A 22,354-nucleotide genomic window follows, 5' to 3' on the forward strand; every position below is an offset into this window, starting at 1 on the left:
ATTTCCTCCTAAAAATTTTTCATTTGTTTCTTGCTTCTATCTTTCCACAAGACAAGGCTTCCATATTTGGTCCAGCCTAATAAATTTTTATAATATAACTACACTATCTATATTGGTAAAAACATTATTTTCTGCTCTTTCTTTCTCTACAGCAGTTATTATTGTTCTATTTTTTATATTAGCTATTAATGCCACATCCTTATATATAAACACTGCATTTTTAGCACCCTTTTCTTTTGCTAAATTGAAACCATTATTTATCACATTCATATCATCTCTTGAAAAGCTTATTTCATTGAATCTTTTACAAGCATGTTTAGATAAAATAAATCCTTCATTTTCTGTCTTTACATTATTTAATACATCATTAAAGCTAACTTCTCCTGTATTGCCATTAGTTAATTTTGATTCACTTTCCAGGTTAAAAAAATTACCTACAGCATATGCTCTTCCATTAACTATTCTATACCCCATAACTCACCTTCTTTTGTTATATTGGAGTATCTTGCACCTTTTCAACTAAACTATAGTCGTAAGTCTTTACCTCTCCATCTAAAAGCTTAACTTTAATATTTATAGCACCATTTTCTCTAGATACAGACATAACTTGTCCTGTTACCTTTTCACTGCTACCATCTTCTTTACCTTCAGTAAGTTCCACATACTTTCCTATATATGAACTTGCTGTCATCATTGCAATATTTGTATTCATATTGTTTAAAGCTGAAAGTGATGAGTCTCCTACATCTAAAACTGTTTGAATACTACTCATTGGAACATCAATATACTTTGTTTGATTATCCTCATAAACCTCTATTGATACTGTATAACTTGTACCATTGTTTCCACTTACTCCTCTAACTATACCAGTGTAAGGAATACCTTTATTATCAAGAACATTAACTGTAACACCTTTACCTACTAAGTTATATGCTGCTGAATTAGACATTGTAGTATTTAAATTAGACATTTGTTCCATAGTTGAAAACTGTGCTAATTGTGATATGTATTGTGTTGAATCTGTATCAGCCGTTGGATCTAAATTAGATAATTCTGCCACTAATATTTGTAAAAATGCATTTTTATCTACACTTCCACCTGCTTCAACAATTGAAGTTCCTCTATCAGTTTTGCCTCCAACAGTATAATTACCACCAGCTCTACTTTGCCCTGAAATTGTACTTATATCTGACATATGTATTCTCTCCTATGCTAATAAGTTAACATTAGAAATTTCTTCTGAAATTTCTTCATTTTCTTCTTTATGTATATTTATAGAATCATTATCTTCTACAGAATAATTTTCTTTATTTCTTTCATCATTAAATTCATTACTAAAACCTTGTCCACTATAATAAGTAGTATCTTCATATAAGCCAATATTTACTTCTTTAATAATTAAACTTTCATTGCTTAAATGCTTTTTAATTTCTTCCATATTAGAATTTAATAATGTATATGTTTCTTTAGATGTTGATTTAATATCTGCCTTCATTATTCCATCTTCAGATATTATCTTTATGGTTATTTCACCTAATTCCTTAGGATATATCTTTACAGTAAGTTGCTCCACTTGATTTTTAACCATATATTTAACATTAGAAACCACATCAGTAGCTACTGTTTCTCTTGAAACTGCCACAGGCTTCACTTCTGATATTATATTTGAAGCAACATCATTTTTACTATTTAAAACTTCTGTAAATATAGGTGTGTCTTCCACTATGTAATCTTTAACTTTATTTGTGTCTTCATCCATTGTCATAAGCTTGGCTAAAATATCTTCTTCACCTTTTTGCTCACCATTAGATTTATCTATATTAAACACCATCTTTAACATTTCAACACCTTGTGAAGTATCTTTTTTACTTTCGCCTTTAGAACTATCCACAACTTCTATAAATTTATCCTTTTTAATTTCATTGCCATCTTTATCACATAAAACAGTTAATAGTTTATCTATATTATCCTTTGTAACAACTTTATCTTCTTCTAAATTTAAAGTTTTAACAATTTCTTCAAGTGGTAAATTTGTTGTATTAGATAATGTTTCTTGATTTAAATCTATATTTATATTTTCAGCACTATTTAAAGATATTTCTTCTATTACATTTGAATTTACATTTTCAAATATATTAATATTTTCTGATTCAAATACAGTATTATTTTTAAGTAAATTTATATTTTCTAACACATTAGAGTTATTGTTATTTATTAGCTCTGATGAAATATTTAAATCAGCAATTTCACTTAAATAATTTATATTTTTTAAAGTATTAATACAATCTAAACTAGAAGTATTACTAAATTCTAAGCTAGAAGTATTGCCAGGTTCTAAATAAATTTTTATAGGTAAATTACTATTATCAATAACTGGAATATTTAATGCTTGAAGTAATACCATTACTTCTTCAATTATTTCCTCCTTAGTTCCATTTTCAATTTTTTCAATAACTTCAGTTTTATCTATAGATTCATTTATATCTTTAGATACATTTTCAACAGTTGTTTTGTTATCTTCTGTAGTTTTAGAAATAGAATCTTCCTTGGAACTCATCACTGATTTAAAATTACCATTACTGCTTTTATTTTCAGTTTTAACTGAATTATCACCATTAACATTACTGTTATTATTAACTTTTCCCATATTGGCTATTACAGCATTTAAATTACCTAAATCCATGTTCTTTCACCTCCTTTCCAATCTTTCTCATATGAGCATATAGTGCAAATTCATCATTGGCTATTTCTTCTTTTCTTTTTTCATCTGCCATAAACTGATTAAATCTCTTTTCTCTTAATATATCTACAGTTTTTCTTTCAATTTGCCTAACCTTTAATTGCTCTCTTCTATAATCTACTTCTTTTTGTTTTTTCTCTATTTCTATTTCAGTTTGTTCAATACCTTTATTTAAAGCTATTAAATAATTTTTCTTTAATTTTTGATATATAACAGTTTCTCCTGCTGCAATTCCATTATATTGTTTATACTTATCATTAAGATCATTTAACTTATTAATGGACTTTTGCAGTTCTTGCTGACTATTATTAAAAAGCTTCTTACCTTCTTCTTCTCTTGTTTTTCTCATTTCTAACAATTTCTCAAGAGAAAATTTAAATCCATTTGCCAAAATTAATCTCTCCTAAAATTATCATCCAAATATAGCAAATAAATTATTTAAATTATCTGCAAAAGTTGTTTTTTCATCAATTCCTTGCTTTAAATAAGCATTAATACTATCATTAAATTGAATAGCCAAATCTATCTTTTTACTGGAGCCCTTAACATACGCTCCTAAATTTATAAGGTCTTCTGATTCCTTATAAGTAGCAAGTAAATCTCTTGCTTGTGATGATACTGCTTTATGCTTATCATCAGCTATTTGAGACATTAATCTACTTACGCTATTTAATACATCAATGGCTGGGTAATGATTCTTGTGAGCCAATGCTCTTGACAGAACTATATGACCATCAAGTATACCTCTTACTGTATCTGCAATAGGCTCATTAAAGTCATCACCATCAACTAGTACCGTATAAAAACCTGTTATGGAACCAACATCTGATGTACCAGCTCTTTCTAAAAGCTTTGGTAACTTAGCAAAAACTGACGGTGTATACCCCTTTTGTGCTGGTGGCTCTCCAATGGCAAGTCCAATTTCTCTTTGCGCCATGGCAAATCTTGTTACAGAATCCATCATAAGAATAACTTTCTTACCTTTATCTCTAAAGTATTCTGCTATGGCAGTGGCTGTTAATGCACCTTTAACTCTTTCTAAGGCTGATTTATCAGAAGTAGCACAAACTACCACTGATTTTTTCATCCCTTCCGGTCCCAAGTCCTTTTCAATAAACTCAAGAACCTCACGGCCTCTTTCCCCAATTAGACATATAACATTAACATCTGCCTCTGCTTCTCTTGCAATCATTCCTAATGTTGTACTCTTACCTACTCCTGAACCTGCAAAAATACCTATTCTTTGTCCATCACCACAAGTTAGAAAACCATCAATGGCTCTTACCCCTGTAGGTAGTATATCCTTTATTCTTTTTCTTTTTAATGGATCTGGTGGTTGATTTTCTAAAGGATATGGTGTTCCAGTTAAAAATTCTCCACCATATATTGGTTTACCTAAACCATCTAATACCATTCCCATTAAATCATCAGAACACTGTACTTCAAGAGGTCTTCTTTCAGGAACAACTATACATCCTGGAGATATACCTACAAGTTCACCTAAAGGCATTAATATGACTTTGTTATTTTTAAACCCTACCACTTCACAACTTACAGGATTATTATAAACATTATATATAGTGCAAACTTCCCCAACAAAAGCTTTTATTCCCTGCACTTCAATGGTAAGACCTATAACTTCACTTACTATGCCTTCACAGTAAGTAGTATCTATTTCATTAACTCTTTTCCTAATTAAATTAAAATCTATATTAAGCATCTTCTTCACCACAAAATTCCTTTATAGATTCTTCTAATTTTTCTAAGCTAACATCTAAACCAACTACAACTTTACCTGTACTTTTTTCCAAAACTGCATTTCCAAGTTCCATTAATGGATCTTCAAGAACTAGTATTTCCCCAGAAATAGCATATGACTTTTTCCACTCATTCACTTTAGACTCAATGGCCACAATATAGTTTCCATTACATTTTATAACTATATTTTCTTCACCTCTAAATTGCTCCAGTACAGGATTAATTAAGCTTATAACACTTTCATCATTTTCAAAATTTTTATTTGTTATAATCTTTGCCATTTCCAATGAAAGTTTCACTATTTCCTTCTCTTTTTTTATTTTATAATCTTCCACTTGCTTTTCAGCACTTAATAAAATTTCTCTAGCTTTTTTTACAGCTTCTTCTATGATACTTTTAGCTTCTTCCTTTGATTCTGCATATCCCTGCTTATTGCCATCTTCATATCCATTATTTACACCTTGAGCATATCCTTTTTCATAAGCTTCTTTTTCAATATTTTTTGAATATTGAAAAGCTTCCATAATAATATGATCTGAATCTTTTCTTGCCTTATCTAATATACTTGCCCCAATGACTTCATAGCTTTTAATTTGACTATTTTCAATTTCTTGAAAATGTTGCTCTTCTTCAGTAACAACACACTCTGTTACTATTTCAATATCACCTTTAACAGATGTATTACTAGATTTTATAAGATTACATGATGAATGCATCTTCTCCACCTCTTGAAATAATTATTTCTTGTGCATCTTCTAATCTTCTAATAACAGCTACAATTTGTTGTTGTGCTTTTTCAACATCAGTTAATCTTACTGGTCCTAAGTATTCAATATCCTCTTTTAATGAAGCTGCTGCTCTCTTAGATTGATTTTTATAAATAACATTTGCCACTTCTTCTGAAGCTCCCTTAAGAGCAAGAGCAAGCTCTTTAGTTTCAACATCTCTAAGAATTCTTTGAATTGCCACATCATCAAGAGTAAGAATATCTTCAAATACAAACATACAGCTTTTGATTTTCTCTGCAAGCTCATAATCTTGTTCTTGTAAGCTTTCAGTTATATTCTTTTCAGTTGTTCTATCAACTTGATTTAATATACCTACTAAAGTATCTATTCCACCTAATACTGTAGTTTCAGTTTTAACAATAGTAGATAACTTATCATCTAATACTTTTTCTATTTCTCTAATAACATCTGGTGATGTAGTATTCATAGTAGCTATTCTTAAAGCTACTTCACTTTGAATTTCCTCAGGTAACTCAGCAATTATCTGAGCTGCCTTTTCCACTTGTAAATAGCAAAGTATTAATGCAATGGTTTGAGGATGTTCATAATTAATGATATTAAGTATTTGCTGAGCATCTGCCTTTCTTGCTATGGCAAAAGGTCTATTAAGTTGTGATGCTTCTGCTACCTTGTTTAATATTTCCCCTGCTCTTTGTGGTCCTAAAGCTTTAGATAGTAATTCTTTAGCATAGTCAAGTCCACCTTCTAGAAGATAATCTTTAGCCTTATTCATTTCTAAAAATTCTTGTAATATGCTATGTCTTTGCTCTGATGTAACAGTTGAAATATTTGCTATTTCATAAGTTATCTTTTGTATTTCAGTTTCAGGTAATCTTTTTAAAATATCTGCTGATGCTTCTGGCCCTAAAGTAATAAATAATAGAGCTGACTTTTGAATACCTGTTAATTGTTTTTTCGCCATTTATCTATCTCTCACTTTCTACTAACCAAGATTTAACTATATCAGCTACCTGTTGTGGCTTTTCTGCTGCATATTTCTTAATTTCATTTTCAATATGTATATTTTGATTTGGAACTTCAAACTCTATAGGTTTTAATTCTTCTTCCTCTACTTTTGAAATCTTATCTTCTATGACTATATCCAGTAGATTTCCTTCTTCTTCTGTAACTACTTCTTTATTAGCCTTTTTCTTTTTACTTCTTAACACAATAAATACTATTAATAAAATAGCACCTACTACTCCTGCAATAATCATATAAATCATATTGTTATTATTTGCTTCTGGCTCTGCAAATGGATCAGTAATATTTCCTGTATCTTTAGTGTTAAATGTAATTCCTGCTACACTAACTGTATCTCCTCTTTCAGCATTTAACCCTACTGCTGCTGACACAGATTGTTCAATGGCAGTTCTTAATGCATCATTGATTTCTCCATCAACTATTACTGATGCACTTAATGATTTAACTTCACCTGGAGCTTTAATTTTTATTGTTTCAGTTTTTCCAACTTCATAATTAGTTGTTTGTTCTTCAGTTGTGCTCTTTGTGTTTTTATCATTGGTAACTATTGTATTTCCCATATTTTCATCAATTACACTTCCGCTACCACTTGCATTATCATTACCTTCTGATGAATTATTCTCACTTTTTGAAGTCTTTTGACTGATTATTACTTTATTAGGATCCACCACTGTTTCTGTAACCTTTGTTGAATCAAAATCTAAATCAGCACTTACCATTACTTTAACTTTTCCATTTCCTAATACCGGTGTTAAAAGTTCTAAAATTGATTTTTGTAATTGAGCTTCATACTTCTTTTCTAACTCTAATTGAGTTGCAATGGAAGTAGAAGTTACATTTTGATCACTATTTTCATCTAATTTAAAGCTTGAATCTTCTGATAAAAGATTCATATTGCTATCCATTACTTGAATATTATCCTTAGATATGGATGTACTTCCTGAAACTAAAGCCACTATTGATTTAACTTGCTCTTGTGATAAAGTTTTTCCTGCTACTAACTTAACATATACTGCTGCACTTCCCGGTTCTTTTTCATCGGCAAATACCGAATTGGTAGGAAGAGTAATATGTACTCTTGCATCACTTATTTGTTCAAAACTTTTTATGGTTTTTTCTAATTCACCTTGTTGCATTCTAAGCTTTTTAATTTGAAATTCTTCTTCAGTCATACCAAAAGAGCTTCCTGAGTCCATTAGTTCATAGCCTGTACTTCCCATAGTTAAATTAGAAGCTAATTGTAATCTAAGCTTATCTACTACAGATTTATCTACTAAAATTGAGTCACCTTCAACTTTAAAATCTACACCTTGCTCCTCCAATGCACTTAAAACTGTTTTTGAATCTGCTGAGTCTAAACCTGAAAACAAAACAGAATATTTATTGGAAGATTGATAAAAAAACAATGATGAAATAGCTATGATAAGTGTTATAGCAGATATAATTGATGCTATCTTTACACCTTTGCTTAAATTTTTAAATTTTTCTAAAAGCTTTTTAAAAACTTCTAAAAACTTGTCCATGCTTAAGCACTCCTAACTATATTTGTAAATTTGTTAATTCTTTAATTGCTTCTGTTAATTTATTTCTAACTTGAACTGCTGTTTGTAATGCCAATGAAGCTTCTTCTGCTGCCAGCATTACTTCATGAATTTCCACATCTTCACCTAAAACAAGTTTATTTGTCATTTCATCAGAATAAACTTGTTTATCATTGACAGCTTGTAATGCACTTTTAAATACTTGTCCAAATCCATCCTTATTTTCATCTTCTATTGCTATTCTTTTTTCAAATATTTTTTCACTTGGTGTAAAATTATCTATCTTCATTTGTTATATCCTCCTATTTTCCTATAGATAATGCTGTAGTAAACATTGATTTAGATGCACTTAATGCATCAGCATTAGCTTCATATGTTCTAGTAGCAACTATCATATCTGCCATTTCATTTAATATGTTCACATTAGGCATAGTTACATATCCGTCTTCATCAGCGTCCACATGAGTAGGATCGTACACCCTTTCCAGCTCTGATTCATCATTTACTATTCCCACTGCTGATATACCTTTGCATCTTCCTGCTTCATCTAATGCTTCCTTAAAAACAGCTACCTTTCTCACATATGGTCCACCATTTTCTGTTCTTGTTGTTTGAGCATTTGCCACATTAGAGCTTATGGTATCCATTCTTAATCTTTCTGCTGATAATCCACTAGCACTAATTCTCATTGAATCAAACATTCCCATTTTAATTTCCTCCAATCACAGTTTTCATTGATGCTAACTTTCCACTGGCACGTGATGTTAATGCTTGATACATTAAAGTATTTGCTGCTTGATTTACCTTTTCTAAATCTAAGTTAACATTGTTTCTATTTTCATTCATGCTTGTCTCTTCGTCTCTAACAGTAGTAATACTTCCTGGTTTTTCCTTTTGAATATGTTTTTCATTGGTTGCCTTCATATTAAAACCAGAATCTTTATATTTTTCTTCAAAAACAACCTTAAAAGCCTTATATCCACTGGTGTTAACATTTGCTATATTATTGGCTATAGTTTCACTTCTTACAGCAGCGGCATTTAATCCTCGCTTTATTAAGTCATATGTATTTAAACTATTAGACAATTAATTTCCCTCCAAACTCTATAAATGTCGAAACTTTAGTTTTAATTATATTACATTTAATGAATGTTTTCTACATGATTTTCAAAATAATTTAATATATTATTAGTATTTATAAAACTTTAAACTATTTTTTCTGATAATATTAAATAACATTGAATTTTCAAACAGAAAAACATTTTCAACTTTTAAATTCAAAAGAAAATTTTCATAGCTTTTTTCTAAATTTATTCCATTATCTACTTCTATTTACTTAACAAAAATAAAAAAAGAACTAAAATGAATTTTAACCACATTTTAGTTCTTTTATTATATGTTTAACTTTATTATTTAATTTTTTGCTTTATATTTTTATTTATTTTACAAATTTCATTATTTTTATTTAAAAACTCGATTACATCTCTAGTATTTACAATTTCATTTTCTATATAAAATAGATTGTATATTATCTCCATTAATTTATAATCTTCTAGTTCGTCTACACAAATTCTAATATTTTCATTTTTAAAAACTTCTTCAACATTTGGTCTTCCAACTTTAAAAAAATCACTTTTATTATACATTATCCATGTTACATGTTCTTTTTCTTCTTTTTTTTCTGCTAAATCATATGCTCTATTTAATGCATTAATAGAAAATACTTCTGTATCTAATCCTCTAATAATTCCTTCGGGGCTACCTGGACTAACATAATCATAATTATTATCCAAAAAATATTTAACTAAGTAATCTATTATTGTTGGTTCTATCATTGGACAATCACTTGTAACCCTTACAATTACATCTGCATTATAATATTTTGCTGCATCATAATATCTCTTTAAAACATTTTCCTTGTCCCCTCTAAAATACTCAATAGAATTTTCAATACAAAATTTTTCTATTTCATCATCTTCAATCTTATTTGTTGTGGCAATAATTATTTTATCTATAAAATGAGTTCTTTTTACTCTCTCAATTACATGATATAGCATTGAATAACCAGCTAAATTTTTAAAAACTTTATTAGGTAATCTAGTAGACGTTGTCCTAGCTTGAATTATACAACATACATTTTTCTTACTTACCATATACATCTTACCAACTTTCAAACACTATTTAACTTAAGCTTCTACAGTAAATATCCACCAAGAATGTTTTTCTTTCAAACAATTTTTATAAAATTCAATTTTCTCATATTTTAATATTTTAAATCCATGCTCTTTTAATAAATTACTAGCTTTATCAAAACTCAAAAATGTATAATATGCATTTTCATATGATCCTGTACTTTCATCAAGTATATATGAATAATCGCCAATTTTTTTGCCTTTTCCATTTAAATAATCATCTTCAGCTCTAAAATTAACAATCATTTTTCCACCTTTTTTCATTATTCTCTTTATCTCACTTAATAATTGTCTCATTTCATTATATTCATTTAAAAATAAAACTCCATAAATTAACACTACATCATAAAAGTCACTTTTTAAATTAACACTTTTTAAATCTCCAAAGTATATTTTTTTTAATCCTTTTCTATCTTCAAAAGTTTTTTTAACCGTTATACAGCACTCTTCATTAAAATCAATCCCATAACAATTAAACCCATAATCTAGTGCTGGAATTAAGTTTCTTCCAGATCCACACCCGATATCTAATACATTTTTTTCATAATTATTTTGCTCCTTAAAATTATTAGCAAAAAATGCTACTACTCTTTCATCCGGATATAACATTTTATTTTTCTCTAATTGCTTTTTCCACACACTTTTATTTAATTCTCTTTCTATATTCATTAATATTTCTCCTATGAATTTAAATAGCTATAAATATCTTTAAAATTTTCATCCATCTCTTTATAACTATCTCCTTTTAATAAAATAAATCCTCTTTTATATACATCTTTACCTGATTTAAAAGTATCAATTTCATCACATTTCATAATATTAACGTTACTATCCAATAGATTAAATCTTTCTTTTAACTCTTCATTACTTGGAATCTTATGCAACCCATGATTCAAATCACTTAAAAAACTAATTCTAACTAATTTATTGCTTTTTACAGTAAAATTATACTCTCTATTTAAAACCATATTTAAACCCTCTTTTAAAAAATTAATTCCTGTTACATATGGAATAACTTTTTTAGAAATATAATATCCTGATGGTCTTCCTGATAATTCAATAATATATACTTTGTTATTTTTATCAATTATTATATCAGCATTAATCAAACAATTATCAATACTTATTCCTCTACATACATTTTCAATAGTTTTTCCTATTTTTATAGTTAATGATTCTTCTATATCAGCAGGACATATATATCCAGTCTCTTGTCTATATGGTATTTCAGTTATTGTTTTCTCTCTTACTAAAATTAATTTGAATATTCCATCATAAATAACTGCATCTATTCCAAATTCACGCCCAACTATTTGAGATTCAATTAAACTATCATCATCGCCTCTTTCATTTAAATGCTCACTGATAATTCTATTTTTATCATACTCATTATATATTATTCTAACTCCTCTATTTCCTGATCCAAATCTAGGTTTAATTATACATGGAATTCCAATTTTATTAATTGCACAAATTATTTCATTTTTACTTTTTGCCACAAGCTGACTAGCACAAAGAACTCCTTTTTTCTTCATCTCTTTATTAAATTCAACTTTGTCAACACATTTTAATGCTGATTCTTTTCCTATTCCCTTTAAATTTAAAGCATCATTCACAGCACCTACAGTTGATAAATATCTCCCTATTGGTGTTGGTAATACAGCTTTAATATTATATTTTTTAGCTATATTTATTATTTCTTCCTCGTTTTTAATATCTATTATATATGATATATCTGCAAATTTTAAACCTACTGCTGATTTATCTCTATCAACAGCTATAACTTTATAACCTAATTCCTTACTCAACAAAATACTTTCCAAATGCTCAATACCAGCACCAATTGAAAGAACATAAAACATTTATATTACTCCTTGTATATATTTATAACTTATCTATCTTGTATTTAATAATTAAACAAATCAAAATATTACATATTATACTTTCTTATTTTAATTTTAGCAGTATTTTATTTAATGATTCATACTTTTAATAATTTTATCTTTTAATAAATTATTATATTGCTTTATTTCAATATCTTCTTTAATTAAAGATGTTTTATTTTTAATATCATATTTTATTCCTTTAATAGTATCATCCATAATCAAAATTCTAGTTGACAACTTTATCGCTTCATCTACATCATGAGTTACAAAAACTATAGTTATTTTATACTTTTCCCATATATCTAATATTAATTTTTGTATTTCATTTCTAGTTATAGCATCTAATGAACCCAAAGGTTCATCCATTAATAATACATCTGGTTTTAAACTTAATGCCCTAGCTAATGCAGCTCTTTGTTTCATCCCACCAGATAGTTGATGAGGATAACTATTAATATATTCCGATAATCCTACCAATCCTAAATACTCTATTGCTATATTATTTGCCTTTTTTTTATCTTCTTCTATTTTAGTTGCTTTTAATGCATATACTAAATTATCTTTTATAGTTTTCCAAGGAAATAACTGATCAAAGCTCTGAAACATCATGAATATTTTAGGAGTAGACTTAGTTATTGTTTTCCCATCTAACAATATCTTACCTTTTTCTATTTCTTCAAAATTAGCTATAATTCTAAGCAATGTTGATTTTCCACAGCCAGAATAACCTAATATACACACAAACTCACCATCATATATAGTTAGATTAACATTATCTAATATAATCCTTTTATTTTCATTATTTAAAAAAAATTTTTCTATTCCAACTAACTTTAATTTTTCTTTCATATATTTATTTTCCCTTTTATCAATGTTTAGTTATTTCCATTTATTGATAGTTTTATTTTCTATAAATTTAAATACAACTTCCTCTATAAATATACCTATAACCATTACTATAATTAATCCTGCGAAAATTCCTGATGGATTTGCAAATGCTCTTTGCCTATATATATATATACCTATCCCACCAACTGATCCTACTGCTCCAAATATCATTTCTGCACTTATTAAAGCCCGCCAAGCTCTAGCCCATCCTATCTTAAATCCTGAAATAATAAACGGCATAGTGCTATAAAGTAATATATCTTTTATAAATTTTAATGAAGATAACCCTAAATTCATAGATACTTCTCTATAAACCTTTGGCATATCATTTAATCCTGTGTTAAGATTTATAATTAGTGGCCAAACAATAGCATGAACTATTATTGCTAATATAGCATTTTCACTGATTCCAAACCAAATCATAATTAATGGTAAAATAGCTACTCCAGGTAAAGGATTTAAGATTAATATTACTGTATCTAAAAAACTTTTAAATATTTTTGATATTTCTGATAAATAAATTATTATTAGAGCCATAATAAATGATATTACCATAGCTTTCAATATAATTGAAATAGAATTAAATGTTTGCCTTAATAATTCTCCTTTTGTAATAGATTTAATAAGTTCTTTACAAACATCTCCAATACTCGGCAACGCTGATTGAGGAATTAATTTCAATAACACTGTTATTTCCCATACTAACAAAAATAACACAATCCATAATAATCTCTGTATAAATATATTTTTTAATACCTTTTTCATATCTTAATACTCTCTTGATTTTCTATTTAGACATTGCTTCTTTTAATGTTAAAGGTTTAGATTCTATATATCCATTTTCATACATAAATTCACCTATTTCATCAAAACCATAAATATTTGTACTAAATAAAACTTTATTATATATATCTTTTAATTCTTCAGCACTCATATTAAATTTTTCTGCTAAAATTTCAATACATTCTTCTTTATTTTCTTTCATATAATGAAAAGTTTCTTCTAATGATTTAACATAAGCTTCACATATATCTGGATTTTCCTTTGAATATTTATCATTTGCCACGGCAACTACCGTTGTTATTTTACCAATATAATCCTCAACATCAGCAATAACATGAGTATTTTCTAAATTTATAGCCTTTTGTATTGTAGGCTGTGATCCTAAATAAAGTGAAACTTCAGCGCCAGACTCCATTGCAGCTACTGAATCAGATTCAGGCATTATTACCATATTATTTTCAAATTTATTTGCATCATTAAAAACTTTTTTTGATATCATTGAAAGCATAATATGATTAATACTTCCATATTGTAAAATTGCAATTTTATCAATATCACCTATATCTTCAACACTTTGAATATTATCTTTATTTGCTACTAACATATATTTATTTACTGCAAATCCATTTAAAAGTTTTAATTCCATGCCCTTATCTATTCCAATAAGAAACGGAGGTATTCCCATACCACCTATATTGACATTGTTAGTTGTTATGGCTTCTCTTACAGCTGCTCCACCACCTGTTATTTCTACCAATTCAACTTTAACATCATCTGGTAAATTCTTTTTTAATATACCTAATTCATTCATTAAAATTGTTCCTGAGTGAGATAATCCAATTTGCGTTGCTATTACCAATTTTCTATCTTTATTTACTTCACTTCTATTACAACCTGTTAATGCAAAAATTACAGGTATTAAAAATAATATAAAAAAATTTCTTATTCTCATAATATTTCCTATATTCCTTCTTTTAAAAATTATCTATCATATTTTTTCCTTTTATATCTTTTATTTTTAATTTTTCCTTAACTATTTTTTCATATTTATATGCTAAATATAAATTTTCTGCTACTATAAATATCCTTCCAGCTATAGACATCATATCTCCAGTATCTTTAACTTCATCTCCAGTATTTTTCATTTTATCTATATGTGATACAAATGATAATTTTTTCACCTCATTTAAATTTTCAATATCCCCTATAACTCCACTCTTTAAAATCACAGGAAAAAATATACAACTTTTTTTTATAATTTTATCATCATGTTCTAATAACTTCATATCCACTTTACCATTTAAAATATAATCAAAAAATAATTTCAATGTATTTATTCCACCAATTTTCTCATTTACTTTATGATCATTAACACCTGAAATTCTTCCTAATACTTCTATTACTTTCAATCCCTCTTTAGATAAAATTGTTTGTATAATACATGGTCCATTTTTAAATTTAAATGAACTTACTATATTATTAAGTAGATTCTCAGCTTCTTTTTCAATATATTTAATATGTTTTGATGGAATAATATTTCTTATTGCTTGACCTGCTCTTCCTTTATCTTTTATATATAATTCTCTATCATTTATAAATTGTATATAAGGTTTTCCATTGCATACCCAAGCACTTATTATTACTTCTTCACCTTCAATAAATTCTTCTAGTAAAATTTTATTTATAATTAATTTTTCATTATTACAAGTACTTAATACCATTTGAATATTTTCTCGTATTTCTTGTATATTGTTAACTATAAATATTCCTTTAGAGCCACTACTAACCAAAGGTTTCATGACTAATGGAAATTTTAAATCCTTAATCTCATTTTCAAAAAAATCTTTTCCTATATATGTAAACTTAGCAGTTGGTATGGAGTCTTGTAAAAATTTATTTTTCATTTTTTCTTTATTAATTAACAACTCCACTAATTCTGGTGTTAAAGTGCAATTTAAATCAAATTTTTTACACATATCTGCATAAACCTTTAAAGTTTTATCTGAAAATGATGTAAAAATAGCATCTATCTTTTCCCTTTTTATTATTCTCTCTATACTATCATAATCATTTATATCAATATCATAATATTTATCAGCATATTTTTTAGCTACTCCTTCTTTAACTCCATCACAAACAATAACATATAATTTTTTTGATTTAGCTATATTAACAACGTCTATAAAATCTTCTCCTGAACCTATTATAAGTATTTTTTTCATTTATAATCTCCTTATTATATTAATATATCTCAAATTTAATTTTACACTTAAAAATTAACATAAAAAAATTTCGTAGAAAGATTAATTAAAATTATATGCTTTAAAAAATTAGGTAATTCCACAAAATAATAAGCTATTTTTTATAAGAATTTAATAAAATATATATCTATTAATCCATTTATTTAATTAACCCTGATAATATATTTAATATTTCTTTAGGGAAATTATTACTTTGATTCATTAGTGATATTGATGATTCCATTAATATTGATGTTCTACTAAACTCTAACATTTCTAATGCTATATCAGCATCAATCATTTCACTATATGAGTTTTCATATGTATTACCATTGCTTAAAACAATATTCATAGATTCTTCCATTCTATTATATATACTACCATATAAAGATCTGCACTCCGTTACTTCAGATAGCGCTTTTTCCAATGAACTTATTGCACCAGAAGGATTATCAATTACATTTATATTTTCTATGTTTAAATTTTTACATGTTAAATTATAATATGGTATATCCATAGTCTCTCCAACTTCTGAACCAATTTGTAACTTTTTTAATATTGGTTTTGTATTATCAACTACCTTATCATCCCCTAATAATTTATTCCCATTTATATTAGTATTTTCAACTGTTTCATCTATAAATTTACTCAAATGATCAATTTCTAATGCTATACTTTCCTTATCTTCCTTAGTATAACTATCATTAGCTGCCTCAACACTTAATTCTCTCATTCTAATTAATGCATTACTTATCTCCCCCATACTTGAATCAACTATTTGTATACATGATATCCCATCCTGAAGATTTTCATTTGCTTTTTGCAAAGCTCTTATTTTAATATTTATATTTTCACTTCTCTCAATTTTAATTGGATTATCCTTAGAAGAGTTTACTTTTTTTCCACTTGATATTCTCTCTAAAGCAGTAGCATTATTTTTTACATTTTTAGTATAATTTTTGAAAATATTTAATGAATATATATTTTTATTTATCCTCATATAATCACATCCTATCTTTATTATTTTACATTTGTTAATTAAATAATTTTAATATGGTACATTCTCCAAATCCTCTACTGTATCTATTTCATAAACACAATTAAAATCTACTTCTTCTACATTTATATTAAAATTTTCAACTTCTTTTCTCACAATATCATCCCAATATAAATTTTTAAAATTTTTATTTTTTATTAATTTATTTAATTTATCTTTTATCACTTTTGTGTCATCAATGTTCCAATATGATATTCCAGACATCACATATGCACCTTTTTCATATCCTATATAAATTTCTTGTAATCTTTTCTTATTATCATACTTCAAAACCCATTCATTTTCATACATTTCTTTTTTTACAGCAAAGTATGTAGAGTGTTTTAAATTTTCTATAAATAAATTTTTAGTTAAGTATACATCTCCTTCTAATATATATGTATTATTTAAATAATCTTGTGCTAAATATAAACTATAAATATTGTTATATTCTTTATATTTATTATTATATATAAGTTTTACATTATATTTCTTTTCTAAAAATTTAAATTTATCACTCATATATCCTATAACTATAATAATTTCACAAATGCCTGCTTCTTTTAATAAATATATCTGTCTTTCAATTAAACTTAACCCATTTACTTTAACTAAAGGTTTAGGAACCTCTTTAGTTAATGGCTTTAACCTACTGCCTAAACCTGCAGCTAAAATTATTGCATTCATATTTTCACCTTTTAAAATTATATTTTTGCTGAAAAATCTTAAAATTTTCTTTCATTCTAATATATCTATTTAAACCATACTCCATTAAATCATCGCCGTTATATGATTTAACAAGTGCCCAAATACTCCATAAAAAATCTTGATAAATTTTATTTATTAAAACTTTAATCATTATTTTTTCTTCTACATTTCCTTCAAAATAATAATTTAAAAATAATTCTTCCTCATATTTTGAAAATTCATTTTCTAAAATACATGATGCTAAATCCCATGTATAATCATTTAATCCTGAATACTCCCAATCAATTAAATACAATTTTTCATTTTTATCAAGTATAAAATTTTCAGCCAATGAATCATTGTGGCATGATGTAATTTCCTTACCTAAATTACACATTACTTCTTCTAGTTTAAATATCTGCTCTCTATAAAAATAATAATCTTCAAAGAACTCACCATTACATTCACTCAATAATGTTTCATACTCCTGAATTTTATTTATTATATTAAATTCATTTTTCATTAGTTTATTACTTTTATGAAGTATTTTAAATATATTAGTTATTTTTTTCATATTTATTTTATAACTACATTTATTTTTATCTAATGCTTTAGCTTCCTTTATAAATTCACTTATTTTTATTCCACTATCTTCATCAAAATATAGTAATTTTGCATCTATATTTAATTCATTTACTAAAACAGTATTTTCTTTTTCTATTTTTCTATTTATCATTTTTTCTGTTCCATTACCAGGAATTCTTAAAATATATTCATTATTTTCTGTACTAACTTTATAATTCTTATTAGTAAGTCCATTTATTTGTATAATTTCTTTCACTTTACTATTATCTATTTTATTTTTAATCATTATTTTTTCAAAAATACTTTGTATATATTCCATATTTTAAACCTCTTAAAATATAATTCTTGATTTTATATGCTCAATAATTATATTAGAATATTTTTCAGCTATATCTATTTCTTTTAAAGTTTCATCTTCATCGTTTTTCTTATTGATTAATTTAATATTATATTTTCTTAATTTAACTCTTCCATCTATAGTTACTTTTTCCTCACTTTCAAAAAAGAATTTATAATACTTATCATTTATTGTAGCTTTATAAGTTTCATTAGGAAAAATACTTTCACTTATAGTATAATCTCTTTCTTTATTTCCAGCAAAATATTTAGGAAGATTTGCATCATTATTAAATTTATCTTCTATTCCAATAGCATTTAAAATTATCCGATACATATCATAAGCTTGAATCATTTCATCATACTGCCCACTACTTATATTTTTTCCTTTTATCATTAATGGCACCTTTACTCGCTCTTCTTCTAACATATCTTTCCCATCTTCTATAAAATATCCTTGTCCATGATCAGAAAATATTGAAACTATTACTTCATCATTTTTATAATTATCATTAATATAATCATATATAATTTTTAAATATCTATCTATTCTTTTTAACTGTATTCTATATCTTTCTATTTTACCAATATCATACTTTTTACGAACACTAGTTCCAATCGTTTTATTTTTAACTCGTACATTTATATCACTTTCTATTTGTGTACTTAATCTTGTTTCATATTCATCTGCAATATCATGTAAATCTGGTATACAAATCCATAAAAAATTATTAGTTTCTTTAAATGCTTCAATATGTTCTATTGCTTCATCTATTACTTCATTAACATGCATTCCTCTAATTGATGCTTGATAAACATATCTATTCATTCCTTTAACATATCCAACTTTAGGACAACATCTCCACTCACCATCTATTTTAGCAGTATTATACCCATTTTCTTTAAATATCTCTGTATATAAATCTAATTTTTTAATATTATCTGTATTTATATTAGGATGGAAAACCATATGATTAACTGTTGATAAACCTGTAAAGTGACTAGCTAAACTTACATATGTCCACTCTCCACTACTATAGCAATTATTATTTATAGCTCCATCTAAAAAATATTTATAAGTATTAGGCATTATTTCTTCTAATTTATTTTTTTCAATAAATTTTTGAGATAATCCATCTATAAATATATTCAAAATTAATTTAGGTTTACTTTCATTTAACTTTAATTTTATTATATCTCCTATAATAAAATTTTTATTTGATTTTATTAATACTTCATCTCCAAATTTTACTTTATAATAATAAAATCTATTATAAAGCAAACTATTAAAATTATATTTTTCTTTATTTATAAAAATTTCAATAGTACTACCTTCCTCTATTTTCATTATTGGAATTACAGTATCTACTTCAGCTTTATATTTAAAATATTTATGTATTTTTCCTGGAATAACCTCTATCTTAAATAAATTAGATAATTCTGGTGCAATATCTTTAAATAATGCATCTCTTTCATAATAATAGTAGTCATAAAGTCCATTAAAATATTTTTTTCCTAATACTTCAATATTCTCTCCAATATTATAGCTATATTTATTATTTAACATATATACATTATTACTATTTGAAATTTCATTAATTATATTTTCCAATATATATTTTTCTTCATTATCACTTATATGCTCAATTAAAATTTCCTTATACATATACTGAAATTCGTACTCTCTACTTGAATCTATAATATTACATAGTAAAAAATGTTTTAATGCATCACAATAGTTTTTTCTCTTATAATATACTTCACCTAATGCTAAATTTACTTCAAAATTATATTCATATTTCATATATATTTTTTTTAATTTAATTTCAGCATCATATAATTTTCCTTTTAATATATCTAATTTAATTTCAAATAAAATTCCTTCTAAATCATAAATATTACTGTTTCTGTACATATTTAATTCATTCTCAACTTCTTCTATTTTACATTCATTAAATTTAGTTAATATATTATTCTTTAATATTTTATAGTTTAATATATTAAAATTTTTGCTAACCATTATTTATTCCTACTCTCTAGTCTATATTTCTACAATTTAATCTATTTTAAAATCATATGAATATATATTTATAAATAATATTAGTAAATTTTACTTATTCGCAAAACATATTCTAATAATTTTTATCACTTTAATAATGTTTTATTTTGCTTTAATCTCTCTTTATCAGAAACTATTTTTAAATTCAATTTCATTTAATATCTCTTCTATAAACCCTAAATTTCTTTTATATATGTTTTTTATTTTTTCATAATACAATTCTTTTCTTTTTATTTGTTTTATCATTTCATTCATATAAGTATCATTATTTTTAATTATATATTCCTTTTCATAATTGACTTCGTATATAACTGGATAAAGTAAGTCTTCAAAAAAATATATTTCTTTTTCAATATTAGTATATTTTTTTTCTAACTTTTCTAATTTAATAAAAATATCTTGTTTATTCTTTAAATCAAATTTAATACTTTGTTCTGCTTTTTTTAATAAATCTAATATTTCTATACTTAATTTATTAATTTTGTTTATATTAACAACAGTATTTTTAACACAGTTTATAATTTTATTTTTTACAATAATATTTTCATCTGATTTCTCTTGTAAAATAGTCAAATCTTCCAAATTACAATTTATATTTTCTAAAGTTTCTTTTAAAGTTTTGTTTTCAGCTCCATTTATTAATGCTCCACCTTCTGTAGCATTAATAAACTTTATATCTTTATGATTATTTATTATATATTCCATATCTTTTCTAAAATTATTTAAAGCTATACTTGTTCTAACTAATCCACCATTTAAATCTTTTACATATATATCTCCATTATCTTTATAATTTTCAAGTTCTACACCTTTACATGGAGTATTAGCAACATCAGCATGTCCTTTATCATTTGTATATGCAAAATCTTGTCCTATAAATACTATAGGATTACATCCCATAAATATAGCTAATTCTGTCATAATATGAGCTACTGATCCACCTATATTTATATTAAATTCTTCACTTGTATATAATTTATTGATATTTTTATCAGTTGTAAATATTATTTTTTCTCCAATATGTTCATTTAATATATCATTATGTATAGTATCTATATATATTAATGGATTATTATATTTATGCATATAATCTTTTACTAATTTATATGAAATTTCACCTGAATCCATAATTGTTACATAATCAGGCATAACACTAATTCCTAAAAGAGATTTTAAAGTTCTTCCACCACTAATTATCAATGCATTTTTATTATCTTTTAAGCATTCTATATTTTTACTTAAAGAAGGTCCGGCAGAAACAATTATTGCTGGTTTATTTTTATATTTACTTTTCAGTTCAGATATATATTTACTTTCACATAAATACTTTAAATTTTTAAATTTATATTTGAACCAAACATCATGAAATTTCATTTTTGTATTAATATTAATAATAATTTTTTCAAAATACTCTTTTATATACTTACATTCATAAGCAATATCTTTTTCATATATTTTATTATAGTTAGCATAAGGAATTATTTTTAGATAATGTATATTAAATTCATTTACATAGTTATATAAAAAATTTTGAATATCCTCTATACTTTTTGCCACAATTACATCTTTATCTTTAAAATTTAATTTATTACTCCATTCTTTTTCACATTCAATAACAAGTATTTTTGCTTTATTATGTTTAGCTTTAATTAGTTCTTTTATATGATTTCCTGTTCCTAAACCTAAAACAACATAATTATCTTTTTCAGTCATTTCACCAGCTAAATTTATAAATTTATCTATTTCTCTTTTTTCATTATATTTACTTCCTATGTATATACTTCTCTTGTCATTTACTATTTTCAATATATCATAATTATCTTTACTTTTTTCTACAATATATTTATCCAT

23 protein-coding genes are annotated in these 22,354 nt (G+C 25.5%); all 23 read right to left on the reverse strand.

Annotated features, from left to right (window positions below):
- Positions 1 to 87 precede the first annotated feature (87 nt).
- Entirely contained in the window at positions 88 to 474 is a 387-nt protein-coding gene (locus BHW04_RS09970) for a TIGR02530 family flagellar biosynthesis protein (protein ID WP_302699486.1), read from the reverse strand.
- A 16-nt stretch (positions 475 to 490) separates the two neighbouring features.
- The gene (locus BHW04_RS09975; RefSeq protein WP_302699487.1) at positions 491 to 1,195 is read right to left on the reverse strand and encodes a flagellar hook assembly protein FlgD; all 705 of its coding nucleotides are present in this window, start codon (positions 1,193 to 1,195) and stop codon (positions 491 to 493) included.
- 12 nt (positions 1,196 to 1,207) lie between these two features.
- Positions 1,208 to 2,683 (reverse strand): flagellar hook-length control protein FliK, encoded by a 1,476-nt coding sequence (locus BHW04_RS09980; protein ID WP_302699488.1) that lies wholly within the window; start codon positions 2,681 to 2,683, stop codon positions 1,208 to 1,210.
- Complete coding sequence (fliJ, locus tag BHW04_RS09985; RefSeq protein WP_022169207.1) at positions 2,670 to 3,131, reverse strand: flagellar export protein FliJ; 462 nt, start codon at positions 3,129 to 3,131, stop codon at positions 2,670 to 2,672. Before fliJ ends, BHW04_RS09980 begins: the two co-directional genes overlap by 14 nt.
- A 21-nt stretch (positions 3,132 to 3,152) precedes the next feature.
- Positions 3,153 to 4,460: a flagellar protein export ATPase FliI gene (gene fliI / locus BHW04_RS09990; RefSeq protein ID WP_302622928.1), complete on the reverse strand. Its 1,308-nt coding sequence runs from the start codon at positions 4,458 to 4,460 to the stop codon at positions 3,153 to 3,155.
- Entirely contained in the window at positions 4,453 to 5,214 is a 762-nt protein-coding gene (locus BHW04_RS09995; protein WP_302699489.1) for a FliH/SctL family protein, read from the reverse strand. The genes fliI and BHW04_RS09995 overlap by 8 nt, the downstream gene beginning before the upstream one ends.
- Positions 5,198 to 6,208, reverse strand: coding sequence for a flagellar motor switch protein FliG (fliG, locus tag BHW04_RS10000; RefSeq protein ID WP_302699490.1), 1,011 nt, complete (start codon positions 6,206 to 6,208; stop codon positions 5,198 to 5,200). Before fliG ends, BHW04_RS09995 begins: the two co-directional genes overlap by 17 nt.
- A gap of 4 nt (positions 6,209 to 6,212) precedes the next feature.
- Positions 6,213 to 7,793, reverse strand: a complete 1,581-nt coding sequence (gene fliF / locus BHW04_RS10005; RefSeq protein ID WP_302699491.1) for a flagellar basal-body MS-ring/collar protein FliF — start codon at positions 7,791 to 7,793, stop codon at positions 6,213 to 6,215.
- Between the two features lie 16 nt (positions 7,794 to 7,809).
- Positions 7,810 to 8,100 carry a flagellar hook-basal body complex protein FliE gene (gene fliE, locus BHW04_RS10010; RefSeq protein ID WP_022169212.1) on the reverse strand — a complete coding sequence of 97 codons (291 nt, stop codon included), beginning with the start codon at positions 8,098 to 8,100 and terminating at the stop codon, positions 7,810 to 7,812.
- A gap of 13 nt (positions 8,101 to 8,113) precedes the next feature.
- Positions 8,114 to 8,518, reverse strand: a complete 405-nt coding sequence (gene flgC, locus BHW04_RS10015) for a flagellar basal body rod protein FlgC (protein WP_022169213.1) — start codon at positions 8,516 to 8,518, stop codon at positions 8,114 to 8,116.
- A gap of 1 nt (position 8,519) precedes the next feature.
- Entirely contained in the window at positions 8,520 to 8,897 is a 378-nt protein-coding gene (gene flgB / locus BHW04_RS10020) for a flagellar basal body rod protein FlgB (RefSeq protein WP_302699492.1), read from the reverse strand.
- 323 nt (positions 8,898 to 9,220) lie between these two features.
- Positions 9,221 to 9,964: a cytidylyltransferase domain-containing protein gene (locus tag BHW04_RS10025; protein WP_022212720.1), complete on the reverse strand. Its 744-nt coding sequence runs from the start codon at positions 9,962 to 9,964 to the stop codon at positions 9,221 to 9,223.
- 33 nt (positions 9,965 to 9,997) lie between these two features.
- Positions 9,998 to 10,672, reverse strand: a complete 675-nt coding sequence (locus tag BHW04_RS10030) for a class I SAM-dependent methyltransferase (protein ID WP_302630900.1) — start codon at positions 10,670 to 10,672, stop codon at positions 9,998 to 10,000.
- Between the two features lie 11 nt (positions 10,673 to 10,683).
- Positions 10,684 to 11,865, reverse strand: coding sequence for an ATP-grasp domain-containing protein (locus tag BHW04_RS10035; RefSeq protein WP_302699494.1), 1,182 nt, complete (start codon positions 11,863 to 11,865; stop codon positions 10,684 to 10,686).
- Between the two features lie 111 nt (positions 11,866 to 11,976).
- Positions 11,977 to 12,738: an ABC transporter ATP-binding protein gene (locus BHW04_RS10040; protein WP_302631915.1), complete on the reverse strand. Its 762-nt coding sequence runs from the start codon at positions 12,736 to 12,738 to the stop codon at positions 11,977 to 11,979.
- 30 nt (positions 12,739 to 12,768) lie between these two features.
- Positions 12,769 to 13,542: an ABC transporter permease gene (locus tag BHW04_RS10045; RefSeq protein WP_302699496.1), complete on the reverse strand. Its 774-nt coding sequence runs from the start codon at positions 13,540 to 13,542 to the stop codon at positions 12,769 to 12,771.
- A 22-nt stretch (positions 13,543 to 13,564) separates the two neighbouring features.
- The gene (locus BHW04_RS10050) at positions 13,565 to 14,512 is read right to left on the reverse strand and encodes an ABC transporter substrate-binding protein (protein WP_302699498.1); all 948 of its coding nucleotides are present in this window, start codon (positions 14,510 to 14,512) and stop codon (positions 13,565 to 13,567) included.
- Between the two features lie 22 nt (positions 14,513 to 14,534).
- Entirely contained in the window at positions 14,535 to 15,782 is a 1,248-nt protein-coding gene (locus BHW04_RS10055) for an ATP-grasp domain-containing protein (protein WP_302699500.1), read from the reverse strand.
- A gap of 178 nt (positions 15,783 to 15,960) precedes the next feature.
- Entirely contained in the window at positions 15,961 to 16,800 is an 840-nt protein-coding gene (locus tag BHW04_RS10060) for a flagellin (protein WP_302631912.1), read from the reverse strand.
- Between the two features lie 48 nt (positions 16,801 to 16,848).
- The gene (locus BHW04_RS10065) at positions 16,849 to 17,523 is read right to left on the reverse strand and encodes a sugar phosphate nucleotidyltransferase (RefSeq protein WP_022212728.1); all 675 of its coding nucleotides are present in this window, start codon (positions 17,521 to 17,523) and stop codon (positions 16,849 to 16,851) included.
- A gap of 4 nt (positions 17,524 to 17,527) precedes the next feature.
- Positions 17,528 to 18,427, reverse strand: coding sequence for a choline kinase family protein (locus BHW04_RS10070; protein ID WP_302699502.1), 900 nt, complete (start codon positions 18,425 to 18,427; stop codon positions 17,528 to 17,530).
- A 12-nt stretch (positions 18,428 to 18,439) separates the two neighbouring features.
- The gene (locus tag BHW04_RS10075; protein ID WP_302699504.1) at positions 18,440 to 20,464 is read right to left on the reverse strand and encodes a sulfatase-like hydrolase/transferase; all 2,025 of its coding nucleotides are present in this window, start codon (positions 20,462 to 20,464) and stop codon (positions 18,440 to 18,442) included.
- A gap of 165 nt (positions 20,465 to 20,629) precedes the next feature.
- Positions 20,630 to 22,354, reverse strand: coding sequence for a motility associated factor glycosyltransferase family protein (locus BHW04_RS10080; protein WP_302699506.1), 1,725 nt, complete (start codon positions 22,352 to 22,354; stop codon positions 20,630 to 20,632).

This window comes from Clostridium sp. 29_15 (assembly GCF_001916075.1).
GTDB lineage: Bacteria > Bacillota > Clostridia > Clostridiales > Clostridiaceae > Clostridium > Clostridium lentum.